This window comes from [Rhizobium] kunmingense (assembly GCF_977018605.1).
In genome coordinates, this window is the sequence record NZ_CDRNXG010000001.1 from 2,487,200 (window position 1) to 2,502,850 (window position 15,651).

Annotated in this window: 13 protein-coding genes; 4 read left to right on the top strand and 9 right to left on the bottom strand. The window is 63.5% G+C overall.

Annotated features, from left to right (window positions below):
- The first annotated feature begins 106 nt into the window (after positions 1-106).
- Positions 107-1,831: a 2-isopropylmalate synthase gene (leuA, locus tag AC0JZ4_RS11865; protein ID WP_471886579.1), complete on the top strand. Its 1,725-nt coding sequence runs from the start codon at positions 107-109 to the stop codon at positions 1,829-1,831.
- Positions 1,832-1,914: 83 nt separating this feature from the next.
- Here leuA and AC0JZ4_RS11870 read toward each other — a convergent pair whose 3' ends face one another.
- The 3 genes from AC0JZ4_RS11870 to AC0JZ4_RS11880 form a co-directional block, all read right to left on the bottom strand.
- Entirely contained in the window at positions 1,915-2,766 is an 852-nt protein-coding gene (locus AC0JZ4_RS11870) for an anti-sigma factor family protein (RefSeq protein WP_471886580.1), read from the bottom strand.
- 2 nt (positions 2,767-2,768) lie between these two features.
- On the bottom strand, positions 2,769-3,254 hold the full coding sequence (locus AC0JZ4_RS11875; RefSeq protein ID WP_471886581.1) for a sigma factor: 486 nt from the start codon (positions 3,252-3,254) through the stop codon (positions 2,769-2,771).
- An 89-nt stretch (positions 3,255-3,343) separates the two neighbouring features.
- Entirely contained in the window at positions 3,344-4,303 is a 960-nt protein-coding gene (locus AC0JZ4_RS11880) for a metallophosphoesterase family protein (RefSeq protein ID WP_471886582.1), read from the bottom strand.
- A gap of 65 nt (positions 4,304-4,368) precedes the next feature.
- Between AC0JZ4_RS11880 and AC0JZ4_RS11885 the strand changes: the two genes are divergently transcribed.
- Positions 4,369-4,857, top strand: a complete 489-nt coding sequence (locus tag AC0JZ4_RS11885; protein ID WP_471886583.1) for an NUDIX domain-containing protein — start codon at positions 4,369-4,371, stop codon at positions 4,855-4,857.
- Between the two features lie 37 nt (positions 4,858-4,894).
- On the opposite strand, the gene AC0JZ4_RS11890 is transcribed toward AC0JZ4_RS11885, so the two are convergent.
- Positions 4,895-5,878: a glutathione S-transferase family protein gene (locus tag AC0JZ4_RS11890; protein WP_471886584.1), complete on the bottom strand. Its 984-nt coding sequence runs from the start codon at positions 5,876-5,878 to the stop codon at positions 4,895-4,897.
- A gap of 278 nt (positions 5,879-6,156) precedes the next feature.
- Between AC0JZ4_RS11890 and AC0JZ4_RS11895 the strand changes: the two genes are divergently transcribed.
- Together AC0JZ4_RS11895 and AC0JZ4_RS11900 are read left to right on the top strand one after the other, a co-directional pair.
- Entirely contained in the window at positions 6,157-6,717 is a 561-nt protein-coding gene (locus tag AC0JZ4_RS11895) for a GNAT family N-acetyltransferase (protein ID WP_471886585.1), read from the top strand.
- Between the two features lie 72 nt (positions 6,718-6,789).
- The gene (locus AC0JZ4_RS11900) at positions 6,790-8,103 is read left to right on the top strand and encodes an MFS transporter (protein WP_471886586.1); all 1,314 of its coding nucleotides are present in this window, start codon (positions 6,790-6,792) and stop codon (positions 8,101-8,103) included.
- A gap of 20 nt (positions 8,104-8,123) precedes the next feature.
- Here the strand turns inward: AC0JZ4_RS11900 and AC0JZ4_RS11905 are convergent, their stop codons facing one another.
- The 5 genes from AC0JZ4_RS11905 to AC0JZ4_RS11925 form a co-directional block, all read right to left on the bottom strand.
- Positions 8,124-8,543, bottom strand: a complete 420-nt coding sequence (locus AC0JZ4_RS11905) for a GNAT family N-acetyltransferase (RefSeq protein WP_471886587.1) — start codon at positions 8,541-8,543, stop codon at positions 8,124-8,126.
- A 134-nt stretch (positions 8,544-8,677) separates the two neighbouring features.
- Positions 8,678-10,744: a hypothetical protein gene (locus AC0JZ4_RS11910; protein ID WP_471886588.1), complete on the bottom strand. Its 2,067-nt coding sequence runs from the start codon at positions 10,742-10,744 to the stop codon at positions 8,678-8,680.
- A 13-nt stretch (positions 10,745-10,757) separates the two neighbouring features.
- A complete protein-coding gene (locus AC0JZ4_RS11915) occupies positions 10,758-13,634 on the bottom strand; it encodes a DUF4159 domain-containing protein (protein WP_471886589.1) in 2,877 nt (958 codons plus the stop codon).
- Complete coding sequence (locus tag AC0JZ4_RS11920; protein ID WP_471886590.1) at positions 13,631-14,548, bottom strand: DUF58 domain-containing protein; 918 nt, start codon at positions 14,546-14,548, stop codon at positions 13,631-13,633. The genes AC0JZ4_RS11915 and AC0JZ4_RS11920 overlap by 4 nt, the downstream gene beginning before the upstream one ends.
- Before the next feature lie 43 nt (positions 14,549-14,591).
- Entirely contained in the window at positions 14,592-15,605 is a 1,014-nt protein-coding gene (locus tag AC0JZ4_RS11925) for an AAA family ATPase (RefSeq protein ID WP_471886591.1), read from the bottom strand.
- Between the last annotated feature and the right edge of the window lie 46 nt (positions 15,606-15,651).

Here is a 15,651-nt window from a genome sequence, read left to right on the forward strand (position 1 = left end):
AATGAAACCGGACCATAAGATGGTCCAGCATCCGCAGCCCGATCAAGCGCAGTGACGCGATCGAACTATGGCTGTTCCTGCGGATGAGAGGCTGAGGACGATAGACATGGATACCAAGAGCTTTTCCGCCACCAACGGCATCAACAAGGGCATGGCCGACGCAGCGGTGAAGTACCGCGCCTACCCGACCATCAACATCCCGGACCGCACATGGCCGTCGAAGGTCATCGACAAGGCGCCGATCTGGTGTTCGGTCGATCTGCGCGACGGAAACCAGTCGCTGGTCAACCCGATGGGCCATGATCGCAAGGCGCGCATGTTCAAGCTGTTGCTCGACATGGGGTTCAAGGAAATCGAGATCGGCTTCCCGTCGGCCTCGCAGACCGATTTCGACTTTGCCCGCTGGTGTGTGGAAGAAGCCGGCGTGCCGGATGACGTGTCGCTGCAGGTGCTGGTGCAATGCCGGCCGGAACTGATCACCCGCACCTTCGAGGCGCTGGAAGGTGCCAAGCATCCGATCATTCATTTCTACAACTCCACCAGCGAGTTGCAGCGCCGTGTCGTGTTCGGCAAGGATGTCCACGGCGTCAAGCAGATTGCCGTAGATGCCGCGAAGATGATCATGGACATGGCGACGAAGGCGGGCGGCGACTATCGGTTCGAATATTCGCCGGAAAGCTTTACCGGCACCGAGCTGGAGGTGGCGCTGGAAATCTGCAATGCGGTCATCGCTGAAATAAAGCCGACGCCGGAAAACAAGCTGATCCTCAATCTGCCGTCGACCGTCGAAATGGCGACGCCGAACATCTATGCCGACCAGATCGAGTGGATGTGCCGCAATATCGACAAGAGGGACAGCGTCATCATTTCCGTGCATCCGCATAACGACCGTGGCACGGGCATCGCCGCAACCGAACTGGCGCTGATGGCCGGTGCCGACCGCGTCGAAGGCACGCTGTTCGGCAATGGCGAGCGTACCGGCAATGTCGACGTCGTGACGCTGGCATTGAACATGTATACGCAGGGCGTAGATCCCGAGCTGGATTGCTCCGACATCGAGCGGATCAAGGATGTCTATGAGTATGCCAACGAGATGGTCATTCCCGAGCGCCATCCTTATGTCGGCGAACTGGTCTACACGGCCTTCTCCGGCTCGCATCAGGATGCGATCAACAAGGGCATGAAGGCGATCAAGGTCGCCAACCATCCGGTCTGGGAAGTGCCTTACCTGCCGATCGACCCGCGCGATGTCGGCCGTTCCTACGAGGCGATCATCCGCATCAACTCGCAGTCGGGCAAGGGCGGCATCGCCTATATCCTGCAACAGGATTACGGCCTGAACCTGCCGCGTAACCTGCAGGTGGAATTCCGCGAGGCGATCCAGAAAATCACCGACGAGGAAGGCAAGGAACTGTCGTCGAAGCGGATCCACGAGACCTTCATCGAGCGCTATGTCGAGCAGCCGACCGCGCGGCTGAAATTCGTCGATCATCACACCTATCCGTCCGAACCCAACCACAAGGGCGTGCGCGTCGTGGCGGCCGAGATCACCGATGGCGGCGAGACGAAGCGGATCGAGGGCAAGGGCACCGGTCCGATCGACGGGTTCATCAATGCGCTGTCGACCTATCTCGGCATCGAACTGTCGGTGAACGATTACTCGGAACACTCGTTGCAGCACGGTTCGAATGCGTCGGCGATCGCCTATGTCGAGATGCAGCATCCGGGTGGGAAGCTGTTCGGTGCCGGTATCAATACCAATATCGTCACCGCGTCACTGGATGCGATCGTATCTGCAGCGAATCTGATGCTGGAGGCGCGGGGACGCTGATCGGCGTTCCTGTCGCGACAGAATAATGAAAGCCGCTCCGGGACACCGGAGCGGCTTTTTTGATGCCGGGACATGGTCAGTAGTCAGATCAGGCCGGCGGCCTTGGCGGCGATGTCGTCGAGGTCTGCGGCGGAGGAGGGGCCGACGAGGACGTAGGTCGCAAGCGGCGTGCTCCAGGTGACGAGGCCGGTATCTTGGCGGATATCCTCGATCGGCTTGGCCGTTTCCGGGCGGGCGCGCGCAATGGTCAGCGCAATGATGTCGCCATCGCTGTCACCCCCGGTACGGCGGTAGAAGAGAAGGCCGGTCGGGGTGTTTTCGGCGGCAACCAGACGGGCGCCGATGAAGGTCAGGCCGCTATCTGCCAAATCCGGAATGCGGAAGCTTACGCCGGTTCCCGTCGTCAGCCATTCGCGGACCTCGGCCGGGTTTTCGGCTGCGATCTCCACCAGACGGTTCTGTGGCTGGCGGGCATAGAGGCGGTAGTGCGCGACGACATCGTCCAGCCAGTCGCGCGCCTGCTGCACCTGGCTCGGCAGCGCTGCCGTCGCGGTGGCGCCAGGCGGCTGCATGGCGATCATGTAGCCGATGCCCGCGCCAAGCACGAGCGTGACAAGGCAACCTGCGACGGTCTGAAGACCCGTCGGGCGGAAAGTAAAGGCCGTGCCGGTCGAGCCGGGCAGGCGGATCGCCTTGCGCGGCAAGGCGGCGTTCTTGATGCCGCGCACCAGATCGAGCGGGACCGGTTCTCTCAGCATGTCGTCGAAAAGTTTCCGGCCGCGATCGGCGCCACGCCGCAATTCGTCATGCAGGCTGCGCGCTGCAGGATCGTTTACGAGCAGGGATTCGAGATCCTGCCTTTCGGCATCCGATACCTGACCGTCGACAAAGGCCGAAAGGCGCGTTTCCTGCAGAGAAGGGACGGGCTGCGACATGGTCAAGCTCTCCGCTCGGCAAGCGTTACCGGCTGTGCCGAAAGCGCCACGCGGGCGGCGCAGAGCCGGGCAGCCAGATCTGCCGCAGAAATTCCGAGGATCGAAGAGGCTTCCGCATAGTCGAAACTTTCGACATCGACGAGGAGAAGCGCGACCGCCTTGTCGCTGGAAAGGCATGACAGGGCCGGGGAGGGAAAAGTGACGGGCTGTGCCCGTGATGCGCCGTCATCAGCCCCTTGCTGGTTCTCGCCGCCAGGGTTTCCAGCGGTATCCTGCCAGGCGCTGCGGATCAGGCTGAAGATCCAGCTTTCCAGCCGGCACTCTGCTTTCCAGTGATGGCTCTTGTCGATGGCGCGGATGCAGACATCGCGGACCAGATCATCGGCCACCCGGCTATCGCCGGCGAGCGTCAGCGCGAAGCGACGCAGGCGCGGCAGAAGTGCCACGAGATCTCGGCGGATGTCATGCGATGCTGCGGATGCATTCATTCAGCGTGAAAAGCCCTTGATTCGTATCGGTCTTGCCGGAGCAAGGCATGGTTATGAATCGAATGTGACGATTATGCAACAGGCTTCCGTCAAACGTGAAGAGCGCGCGCGGCTTCTTCCACCGGGATTTGCGCCTGCATGCTGCCGTAGAACATCCGGGTCTCGTCCAGCGCGATGCTGTCGCCCGTTTCGGTCAGGCCGTGTCGCTCGCACATCAGGTTCCAGGCGCCCGGCCTGCCGGTCAGCGAGAAGAGATTGTAGGCGGCACGCGGCTTGTGGCCACCGGGGCCTTGCGAGGCGGACGCGATGCCGACGACCGGCACCGGCGCATCATGGGTTTTCAGCCAATACACGGTGTTCAAATGGGTATGACCATGCAGAACGAGTTCCGCTCCGCCCGTTGAGATCGCTGCGGCAAAGCGGCGTATGCCAAGCATCCGCTTGTGGGATGCGGCGGCGCCCCGGATCGGCGGGTGGTGGATCATCACCACGCGGAACAGGCCCTCTTCGCCCGCCTTCTTGAGCAGGTCCACGACTTCTCTTGCCTGTCTGGGACTGAAGAGACCGGAGGCGGAAAACGGCGGGGTGGCGTTGGAGGTGGAACAGCCGATGATCGCCAACGGGCCGCGGCGACGATAGGTCGGGAAGATGTGGTCGTCTTGCGGCCACTCGCCGGGATCGTCGTCGCTCTTGATGAACGGATACCAGGCGGCGACCGATTTGTCGTGCGCGCCAGGCACATAGGCGTCGTGATTGCCCGGCACGACGGTCGTGTCTTCCGCCAAGCCGATCGTATCAAGCCATTCGCGCGCAATCCGCGTCTCGATCTTCGTCGCCAGATTAACCAGATCGCCGGTGATGAGCAGCTGGTCGGGGTGCTGGTTCTTCAGGTCGCTCAGGAGCAGATCCAGGGTGTTCACGAAGAGATGCTTGCGCCGGTTCCTGTGCCAGTTGACGAAGCCGGTTATACGTTTCGACATCAGTTCGCGGAGCGTGAGTTTTGGCAGCGGACCGAGATGAATGTCGGAAATGTGGGCGAATTTAAACATGTCCCTGTCATAACGCACGAAATGCAAATTCGTTATGAAATTTGCGCGAGCAAACAGGAGATGTGATGAGCGGCGCGGGACTGGCTGAAATCGGCACATGGCGGACGCGCGTCATCGTGTGGATGTTGCACCGTATTTTCTTCCTGACACGCGGCATGACGGTCGGGGTGAGAGCCGCCTGTTTCGATGCGCAGGGGCGCATTTTTCTCGTGCGCCACACCTATGTGCCCGGCTGGTACCTGCCCGGCGGCGGCATGGAAGTGGGCGAGACGGCATTGCAGGCGCTTGCCAAGGAATTGCGCGAGGAAGGCAACCTCGTGATGACCGGCGCGCCCGAACTCGTTCAGGTCTATTACAATCGCCGCACCAGCCGGCGGGATCACGTACTGTTCTATAGGGTCGGCGTCGAGCAGACCGCGCCTCGCATCGCGGACAGAGAGATCGCCGAGAGCGGTTTCTTCGCGCTCGATGTGCTGCCGACCGAGACGACGGATGCGACGCTGCGTCGGTTGCGGGAGCTGAGTGGTGCTGAGGCGCGATCGGATTACTGGTGAGGTCGCGGGCGGACGAGGGGTATCACCAAGTTCAGATCTATCCTGCCAGGCCTTCACGCCCATGCGCAGCGGCCAAATCCAATGCAGGCCCCACCGGCACGATGCCGGTCGGGTTTATCGCCCGGTGGCTCTCGTAGTAATGATGCTTGATGTGCAGTAGATTGCAGGTCTCGGCGATGCCCGGTTGCTGGTAGAGGTCGCGCAGATAACCGGACAGGTTCGGGTAATCGGCGATACGGCGGATGTTGCATTTGAAGTGGCCGACATAGACCGGATCGAAACGCAGCAGCGTGGTGAACAGCCGCCAGTCCGCCTCCGTCGTGTGATCGCCGAAGAGGTAGCGGCTCGTTTCCAGCCTTGCATCCAGCATGTCCAGTGTTTCGAACAGTGCGGTAACCGCTTCCTCATAGGCGTCCTGAGTGGTGGCAAAACCGGCCTTGTAGACGCCGTTGTTGACGCGGTCGTAGACGGTCGCATTGAGGGCGTCGATCTCGGCGCGAAGTTCCGGCGGATAGAGGTCGAGGTCCGATCCGGTCAGATCGTCGAAGGCGCTGTTCATCATGCGAATGATTTCGGCGCTCTCGTTCGAGACGATGGTGTTCTGCTGCTTGTCCCATAAGACCGGCACGGTGACGCGGCCGGAATAGGCCGGGTCCGCCTTGAGGTAGATCTGGTAGAGATAATCCGAGCCGAACAGCGTGTCGCCGGTGGCGCCGTCGCGTGTCCTGAATTCCCAGCCGTTTTCCAGCATCAGGTAATCGACGACAGAGACCGAAATCAGCTCCTCGAGCTTCTTCAACTTGCGGAAGATCAGCGTGCGGTGCGCCCAGGGGCAGGCAAGCGAGACATAGAGGTGATAGCGCCCGGCCTCTGCCTTGAAGCCCGGCTTGCCGGTCGGTCCTGCCGCGCCGTCAGTGGTGATCCAGTTGCGGAACTGCGACTGCGACCGCTGGAAGCGGCCCTTGGTGGCCTTGGTGTCATACCAGACATCCTGCCATTTTCCCTCGACGAGCATGCCCATGGCGCTCTCCTTTCGTGCTTTTGTGGATAGATACGGCGTGGTTCAGCCATTGCGAGGTGCAAATTTGTAAACGCTGCGTTTTTTGGGCGTGGCCTGTTTTTGCGTTGGACGGGGTGAAAAAATCCTGCTAGTTGCCTTTTCACATTTTCGTGGGAACACATTTCCAAATGACCGAAGCACGGGCACTGCGACGACGCTGAAGATCGAACACGACGCTTAAGACGCGTCATCGACTTCGCATGTCCTGTCCGCTCATCTTCTACGGCTTCGGTTTACCCATGTCTCAATCCGCCTCCCTGCACCTCGTCGCCATCTCGAAGGCTACTGATTCCAAGTCGCTTGCCAAGCATGATCTCGTCTATCTGACCGAGGACGCCTCGCATGACGAGGCGATCGAACTGATCAACGAGGAGGCTTTCGGTCCCGGTCGCCATACTCGCGCAGCCGCGAGAATTCGCGAGCAGGGGCCGCATGACCGGTCGTTGTCCTTCATCTGCGCCGATGACGGCGAGACGATCGCATCCGTGAGGATGACGGCGGTGCTTGCCGGCACCGTAAAGGCCCATATGCTCGGCCCGCTTGCCGTGCGGCCGGCGCACAAGAATATGGGTATCGGCCGCGAGCTGGTGCGGATCGCCATCGAGGCCGCACGGCGCAAGGGTTCGGAAGCGGTGATCCTGATCGGCGACCCGCCTTACTATATGCCGCTCGGCTTCGAGAAGGTTTCCTATGACGCGCTGAAGTTCCCCGGCCCGGTCGATCCGGCACGGGTTCTCGTCGTGCCGATCGCCGAGGATGTGCATTCCCGGTTGCATGGCGTGATCGGCTGGCGCGCCTGAGCTAAATCAGCTAAGCCTTGATAAAGGCCGGCATGCGACATCGCCGGTCGTTTGTTTGGTGGGGCTTGGTGAATGAAACCTATTACGGTTGACGAGGCGCTCGACCGCGCCGGGGCAGGGCGTTATCAGCGGCGTCTGATCGGGGTCTTCGGGCTCGTATGGGCGGCCGACGCCATGCAGGTTCTGGCGGTCGGATTTACCGCCGCATCGATTGCCGCGAGTTTCAATCTGACCATTCCCGAAGCGCTGCAGACGGGCACGCTGTTCTTTCTCGGCATGCTGTTCGGTGCCATGGGCTTCGGCCGGCTGGCCGATCGCATAGGACGCCGCTCGGTGCTGATCATCACCGTTTCCTGCGATGCCCTGTTCGGGCTTCTCTCCGTCTTCGCACCCAATTTCGGCATATTACTTATCCTGCGTTTCCTGACAGGCATTGCCGTCGGCGGCACGCTTCCCGTCGACTATGCGATGATGTCCGAATTCCTGCCGGCAAAGAACCGCGGCCGCTGGCTTGTGGCGCTGGAGGGCTTCTGGGCAATCGGAACGCTGATCGTGGCACTGACGGCATGGGCCGCAAGTGCCGCCGGAATGACCGATGCGTGGCGGGTGATTTTCGCCGTCACCGCCATTCCGGCGCTGGTCGGCATCGGCATGCGCGTCCTGATACCGGAATCGCCGCTCTATTTGCTGCGTACAGGCCAGAAGGAAGAGGCGCGTGACGTCGTCAACCGGATCCTTTCGGTCAATACCGGACGGCAACTGGCTGATGACGAAGAGCTGCTTCTGCCACCGGCGGAAGCGCGCGTGTCCATCTTCTCGCCGGCCTTGCGCCGCACCAGCCTGATGATCCTGGCGATCTGGTTCCTCGTGTCGGTCTCCTATTACGGCATCTTCACCTGGATGCCGGCACGGCTGGCGAGCGAAGGGTTCGGCTTCGTGCGCGGCTACGGTTTCCTTGTCCTCGTGGCGCTCGCCCAGCTGCCCGGTTATGCGCTCGCCGCCTATGGGGTGGAGAAATGGGGACGCAAGCCGACGCTGATCGGCTTCTGCCTGCTATCGGCCGTCGGATGCCTGATGTTCGTTCTGGCACTCGGCCCGGGAATGATCGCAGCCTCGCTGCTTTTGATGAGCTTCGCGCTGCTCGGGACCTGGGGGGCTCTTTATGCCTACACGCCGGAACTCTTCCCGACCCGCTCGCGTGCCACGGGCATGGGCGCTGCCGGCGCCATGGCGCGGCTCGGCGGGCTGATCGCGCCGTCTGCGATGGTCTATGTCTTCGCCCACGGTTTCGGCCTGACGATCGGCATCTTTGCCGCCCTTCTGCTGCTCGCGGCCGTTGCGGCGATGATGATCCGGGTCGAGACGCGGGAGGTCTCGCTCACCTGAGCCTCGGACATGTCCGGGTTTCAGAAACGCTTGGCGAGCCATGTCACCACATGGCCGCCGGCAAGCGCATCGAGTTTGCCGATCTCGGCATATCCGAGTTTCGTATAGAGGTTCAGCGCGTCGGGGCTCATCGTGTCGATATAGGCACCGAGGCAGCCGCGCCTTCGGGCTTCGTCTTCCGCCATCTGCAGCATGCGGGTGGCCAGGCCCTGTCCGCGCAAATCCTCCGGAATGTAGAGCATAGAGACATAGAGCCAGCCGCGGCCGGTATAGCCGACGAGGCCGCCGGTGATCGCCCCATCCAGATCGTAGAGTGGCACGGTCAGTTCCCGCCGGTCGCTGGCGCCGAAAGTCGCGGTATTGAACGCCTTCAGGCGGTCGAGGATGATCGCTTCCTCGGAGGGCGCAATGCCTTCCGTCACTTCAAGTCCGATACCCATATCCCTGGCGTTCCTCCCGTTTTCGGCAAGGAATGCTTGGATCAAAGTGTCTTTTTTAGGAACAGGCGAAATCACCGGACCGAGGCGCCCGCCGGATAAGGCGGGCGGCTGGCTTCCGCAGGATGGTCGTTCGCTCAGCGGCCTTCGCGCCACCACATGGCCGCTACTGCAAAGAGCAGGGCGGAGAGGCCGGCAAAGCCTGCAAAAAGCGGCAGGCTGTTGATACCGCGCAGGACGCTCTCGTCGGTCATGCGGATGACCATGCGGTTCGGATCGCTGACGCGCACCTCGCCGCGTATCGGCAGGATATCCGGCAGCGTAATACTTTCACCGGACGCCACGCGGGTGACGAGACCACGGGTCTCTTCGGCATAGGGGCGAAGCGTGTCCTCGGTCGAAATCATCGCCTTGAATTCCGGCGCATCGACGGCGCCGACATGGACAAGGGTGGAGAACTCGCCGTTCGACACCTCGAACAGGCCGACTTCATCCATCGGGCGTTCGAAACGGTACTGGCCGGGGCCGGCTTCCGTCATGGCGATGGTTTCGGTGCGGCCGGAGGGGAAGCGCACGGTCGCCGGACCCGGATCCTCGCCGATCGTCTGGCGCGTCGCTTCCAGCGTGCGGCCGGAGGAACGCGCCGTCAGCGCCTCTTCCTCAAGCTCCGGCTCCTTCATCAGCCAATGGGCGATGCGGCGGTAGAGCGCCACATGCGGACCACCGCCTTCGAAGCCGCGCGCCCACAGCCAGCCCTGATCGGACAGAAGCATTGCCACACGGCCTTCGCCCTCACGGTTGAGGACCAGAAGCGGACGGTCGCCGTCGCCTTCCATCACCGTCTGGCCCTGCGGCGGGTCGACATCGATCGAGCGGAACCAGCGGCCCCAGGCCGGCGGCGTCTGGGCCGAGCCGTCGAGACCGCGGGTGACCGGGTGCTTTTGGCCGATGGCGGAAAGATGCGGATAGAAGCCGGCGCTGTGCACGTCGCCGGTCGGGGCGGCGGGCAGGACCTGCTCAAGCGGGGTGAGCGCGATCGAATCCTCGCTTGCGTGCTCCGGGCCGGCGGCGATCAGAAGTGCGCCGCCATTCTGCACATATTGGGAAATGTAATCGTAATACAGGATCGGCAGCACGCCGCGATGCTTGTAGCGGTCGAAGATGATCAGGTCGAAATCCTGGATCTTTTCGACGAACAGTTCACGGGTCGGGAAGGCGATCAGCGACAGTTCGTTGATCGGCGTGCCGTCCTGCTTTTCCGGCGGGCGCAGGATGGTGAAGTGGACGAGATCGACCGAGGCGTCCGATTTTAACAGGTTGCGCCAGGCACGCTCGCCGTTATGCGGCTCGCCGGATACGAGCAGGACGCGCAGGTTCTGGCGGATGCCGTCGATAACGTGGACGGCGCGGTTGTTGGCGGTGGTCACTTCGCCGGGCAGCTCGTTGACGGAGAATTCCATCACATTGTTGCCGGCGCGCGGGACCGTGAAGGGGAACGGCGTGTCGGTGCCGGGCGTGGCGCGGAAGGTCGCGGTCTCCTGTCCGTTCATCCGTACGGTCACTTCTGCCGGCGTGCTGTCCTCGCGGCCGTCATCGACGACGCGCAATGTCAGTTCCTGCTCCTCGTTGACGATGCCGAAGCGCGGGGCGCGGACGATTTCGACGCGGCGGTCGAATTCGTCCGGTTGTCCGGTGATCAGACCATGGACTGGAGCGTTGAAGCCGAGATCCTGGTTGGTGCCGGGCAGATCGTGGATCTGGCCGTCAGTGACGAAGACGGCGGCGCCGAGGCGGGCAGGGGGGACGTCGGAAATCGCGGCGCGAAGTGCGGTGTAGAGGCGGGTCGAGGGGGTGTCGCTGTCGGGATCGTCTTCAACCTCGACGATGCGCGTCTCGATACGGGGATAGCGGGAGAAGCGGTCGCGCAGTTCCGCCAGCGCCTCATCCGTCTGGCGACGACGTTCCTCGGTCTGCTGGCTCTGCGAGCGGTCGACGATGACGGGCACGATGGTCGACAGCGGCTCGCGGTCTTCCTGCAGCAGCGTCGGATTGGCGAGCGCCAGAAGCAGAGCGGCGAGCGCCAGCGTGCGCAGGCTTGCGCCGCGGACGTTGCGCCAGAAGGCGAGCAGGCAGAGAACGAGCGCGAAGAGGCCAAGACCGATCAGCACGGGCCACGGAAAGAAGGGGGCGAATTCGAGAGTCATCGTCTTGTTCCCTTCACTGGCCGAGCCGCTCAAGCAGCGCCGGGACATGCACCTGGTCGGCCTTGTAGTTGCCGGTGAGCATGTACATCATGATGTTGACGCCGGCGCGGTAGGCATATTCGCGCTGCATGTCGTCGGCGGGTACCGTGGGCAGGACGGGAGCCCCCTGCGCATCGACGGCCCAGGCGCCGGCAAGATCATTGCCGGTGATCATGATCGGCGACACGCCGTCGCCGCCCGATGTCACCTGATTGGCGGTGTTTCGGCCGTCCTGACGCGCCTCGACCCAGAGCGCGCTGCCGTTGTAACGGCCGGGGAAATTGGTGAGCAGGTAGAAGGAACGCGCGAGAACGTGGTTTTCCGGCACAGGCTCGAGGGCGGGGATGTCGATATTGGCGAGGATCGCCTGCAGCCTCTCGCCGTTCGCAGAGGTGCCGCCTCCGAGTGAAGAATACTGATCACGGGTATCGAAGAGAACGGTGCCCCCGTTGCGCATATAGGCGTCGATGCGGGAGATCGCCGCCTGCGACGGCATCGGCGCACTGGCCGAGACCGGCCAGTAGATGATCGGGTAGAAGGAGAGCTCGTCCTGACTGATGTCGAGGCCGACCGGCGCGCCAGGTTCCAGCGTCGTGCGGTAGGTGAGGAACTGCGTCAGGCCCTCGATCCCCTGTTCGGAAACCCTGTCCACATCCGCTTCGCCGGTGACGACATAGGCGATGTGGGTCGTATCGAGGTTTTCGAGGATGTTCTCGTCGCCGGGCTTGACGCCGCTGCCTTCCGGCATGTCCTGCGCCTCCGGCTGGGCCGTCGACGGCGGCTGCTGGGCCGAGGCGGGAGCGGGCTGCAGGGCCGCAAAACCGAGCGCCATGACGGCGATCACGGTCGCGGCCGTGGCTGCGCGCCGAGTGCCGCCGCCCCGCCTGATGCGGGAGAAGGCGCCATTCATGAAGAGCATGATGAGGCTGTCGAGGATGAGCATGGCGAAGGCCGCGGCAAACAGGGCGGGGCGCAGCGACACGGCTTCGCCGCCGGCCAGCACTTCGCGCACGACAGGACGGCCGACCGCTGCCGGATCGAAGGCGGCAAGGACTGCACCGGGGGCTAGAAGGTTGACGGCGGAAAAGCCGTCTTCCGTTCCGTATAGGCCCGGTGGGTGGTCGAAATTGGCCGAAGGCGTTGCACCGGCGGCGATCGTGATCGGGCGTGCGCCGCCCGTTTCCGTCGTCAGCATGCCGTCGGCAGTCAGGAGACGGTACGGCGGCAGCGTAGCGGAGGCGGATTCTGCGCCGGAGGATGATGTCGTGGCGCCACCGGCGCGGGCCAGCTGGACCACCCGGCGCAGCATTTCGACGAAATTGCCCGAGAGCGGCAGGTTTGACCATGTCGCTTCGGCGCTAGTGTGGAAGAGGACGAGACGACCGGCTTCCACCTCCCGCGTGGTGACGAGCGGCGTGCCGTCGGCAAGGCTTGCCCAGGTGCGCTCAGCCAGATCCGGCGTCGGTTCGGCCAGAACCTGCCGGGTGACGGTCAGGTCGGTGGCGCGCGGCATGCCGGCAAAGGGGCCGAAATTCGGAAAGTCGGCCAGAACCTGCGGTTCCGACCACGACATCGCACCGCCGAGTGCGCGTTCGCCCTGGCGCAGCGTTACCGGCACGAGCGGATCGTCGGCGGGGGCTGCTGCAAGGCGCGGGCCGGCAAAACGGATCAGCGTGCCGCCACGCGAAATCCAGCGCTGTAGCGGCTCATAGGTTTCTGCCGGCAGGCGGCCGACATCTGCCATGATGATGGCGGACGGATTGCTTTCGAGGATTTCCGGGATCGACACCGCAAGGTCCGCCGTGTTCGGCTGAATGACGTCGGCATAAGGCGAAAGTGCGCGGCTGATATAGTAGAGCGGCTGCAGGAGCGGTTGGAAATCGCTGCCGCTCTCGCCGGCGATCAGGGCGATGCGGCGGCGCTTGAAACCGTCGTCGAGCAGATGCACGGCGCCTGCGGAGGCAAGACCGTCGATACTCAGGCGGGCGAAATCGTTGCGCAGTTCGAAGGGGGCGGAAATCTCGGCCGTTGCCGTGTTCTCGCCGCCGGCGAAATCCATCGTGCCGGCGGCAAGCGAACGGCCCTGCGGGTCGAGCGCGCTGACGGTCACCTGACGCGGGGCGGTCGTGTCGAGACGGGTGGCGGTCACCGTCATGGCAGCGGAGTTGTTGGTCGCACCGGTCAGCGCTACCGAACCCTGGCCATCACCTTCGTAGAGGCGCAGGTCAGCAGCGTTCAACTGTCCGAGTGCGGTCATGGCGTCTTCATCGCCTGTCGCGGCAATGCCGTCGGAAATCATCGCGATCGTGCCGGGCTGGTTGCCGTCGAGTGCTTCGGTGAGCGAACGGACGGCGCGCAGGCGGTCCGGCACGAGCGGGCGGGCCTCGGCGGCTGCCAGCTTTTCGCGGGCGGCAGCGGCTGTGCCGGCGGTCGGCTCGTTTGTTCCTTCGGCGGTGAAGGTGACGGAGACGGGTACGTCGGCGCTTTCTGCCTCGTCGATCAGCATATTGGCCGTCTCAAGGCGGCGCTCCCAGTCGATCGAGCTGGACCAGCCATTGTCGATGACGAGCACGAGGGGACCGTTGGAATTCAGCGAGCTGGCGCGCGGGTTCATCACCGGATCGGCGATCGCCAGGATGACGGCGGCGGCGAGCAGCATGCGCAGCAAGGTGAGCCACCATGGGCTCTGGGCCGGGGTTTCCTGACGCTTCAGAACGGTCGCAAGGATGCGAAGCGGCGGAAAGACTTCGGTCTGCGGCCGCGGCGGGGTGAGCCGCAAGAGCCACCATATGGCCGGCAGCGAAAGCAGGCCGAAGAGTATGAAGGGATTGGCGAAGGCAAGAGCGCTCATGTTCTGGCCCCCGGAATGACAGCCGGCATGCCGGCAAGATAGCCATGGACGGCGACGAGCGCTTCCGATGCCAGATGATCCGTGCGGTGGAAGACGAAGCTCCAGCCGAGCCGGCGGAGACCCTCGCCGAGCGCATCGCGGCGGCCGAGATAGGCGCGCTGGTAATCCTCGCGGATCGTTTCGGCGCGACCGGCGGTCAGTTTTTCGCCGGTCTCGGGATCGGTGAATTCGGTGCGGCCGGCATAGGGGAAGGTTTCCTCGGCCGGATCGGCGACCTCGATGACATGGCCGCGCAGGCCGCGCTTGCCGAGCGGCGAAATGCGGCCCATGACGCTTTCCGCATCGTCAAGAAAATCGCCGATCAGAACGATGTCGCTCTGGCCGCGGATCATGCTCGTTTCCGGCAGGCCGGTGGTGAGCGGTGCATGCATGATGGCGGCGGCGAGACGTTCGGCGGCGTTGCGGGCGGAGACCGGCTCCATGATGCCCGGACATCCGATGCGTTCACCCGAGCGGGCTAGGATCTCGGCGAGCGCCAGCATGATCACCAGCGCGCGGCTTTCCTTCGACACCATGGCAAGCGTCGACTTGTACATCATCGATGGCGACATGTCGGCCCAGAGCCAGATCGTGTGCGCCGCTTCCCATTCGCGGTCGCGGACATAGGTATGATCGTCGCGGGCGGAGCGGCGCCAGTCGATGCGCGACAGGCTTTCGCCGTCGGCATAGGGGCGGAACTGCCAGAAATTTTCGCCCATGCCACGCTTGCGGCGGCCATGCCAGCCGGCGATCACCGTGTTGGCGATGCGCTTGGCTTCCACCATGCAGTCAGGCACAAGCGCTGCACGCGCCTGGGCGCGGGAGAGGACTTCGCTGCTGGATGTCTGCTCGACGATCTGGCCGATTGATGCCACGCATTGTCCTTTCGAGAGGCGGCTATATCCCTTTACGGGAAATTCAGCCGCGGGCCTGCTTTACCAGTCCGGCGATGACGTCGCGCACCGACATGCCTTCGGCACGGGCGGCGAAATTGAGCGCCATACGGTGTTCGAGAACCGGCTCGGCCAGCTCATAGACATCGTCGAGCGAGGGCGCGAGGCGGCCTTCGTAAAGCGCACGGGCGCGTGCCGTCAGCATCAGCGACTGGCCTGCGCGTGGACCCGGACCCCAGGCGACATGCCTGTCAGTCTGGGCGTTGCCGTGGCCAGGCCGGGCCGAGCGGACGAGCGACAGGATCGCATCGACCACCTTGTCCGAGACCGGCATCTGGCGGATCAGCATCTGGATTTCCTGCAGCCGGGTGCTGTCGATGACGCCGCGCGGCTTGGCTTCGGCAAGCCCCGTCGTGCCGAGCAGGATCTGCCGTTCGGCATCGAGATCGGGATAGAGAACGTCCACCTGCAGCAGGAAGCGGTCGAGCTGGGCTTCGGGCAGCGGATAGGTGCCTTCCTGTTCCAGCGGGTTCTGGGTGGCGAGAACATGGAAGGGGGCGGGCAGGTCGAACCGCTGGCCGGCGACGGTGATGTGATATTCCTGCATAGACTGCAGAAGCGCCGACTGGGTGCGCGGCGAGGCGCGGTTGATTTCGTCGGCCATCAGCAACTGGGCGAAGATCGGCCCCTTGATGAAGCGGAAGGTGCGGCGGCCGTTCTCGTCCGTATCCATGACTTCCGAGCCGAGAATATCGGACGGCATCAGGTCGGGGGTGAACTGGATGCGGCTTGAATCGAGGCCAAGCACGGTGCCGAGCGTGTTGACGAGCTTGGTCTTTGCAAGGCCCGGAACGCCGACGAGCAGGGCGTGGCCGCCGGAAAGCACGGCGAGAAGCGTGTTCTCGACCACCTTCTCCTGGCCGAAAATCACCTTGGCGACTTCCTGGCGGACGGCAGCAATATCGGCCAGCGCGCTTTCGGCGGCGGCGACGATTTGCTTCTCGTCAAGAACGGCCTCGGTTGGATTCATCACGCCCATGTCGTTCTCCATGATCAAGGTCGATTGTCTTATGCCGGACGGCGTC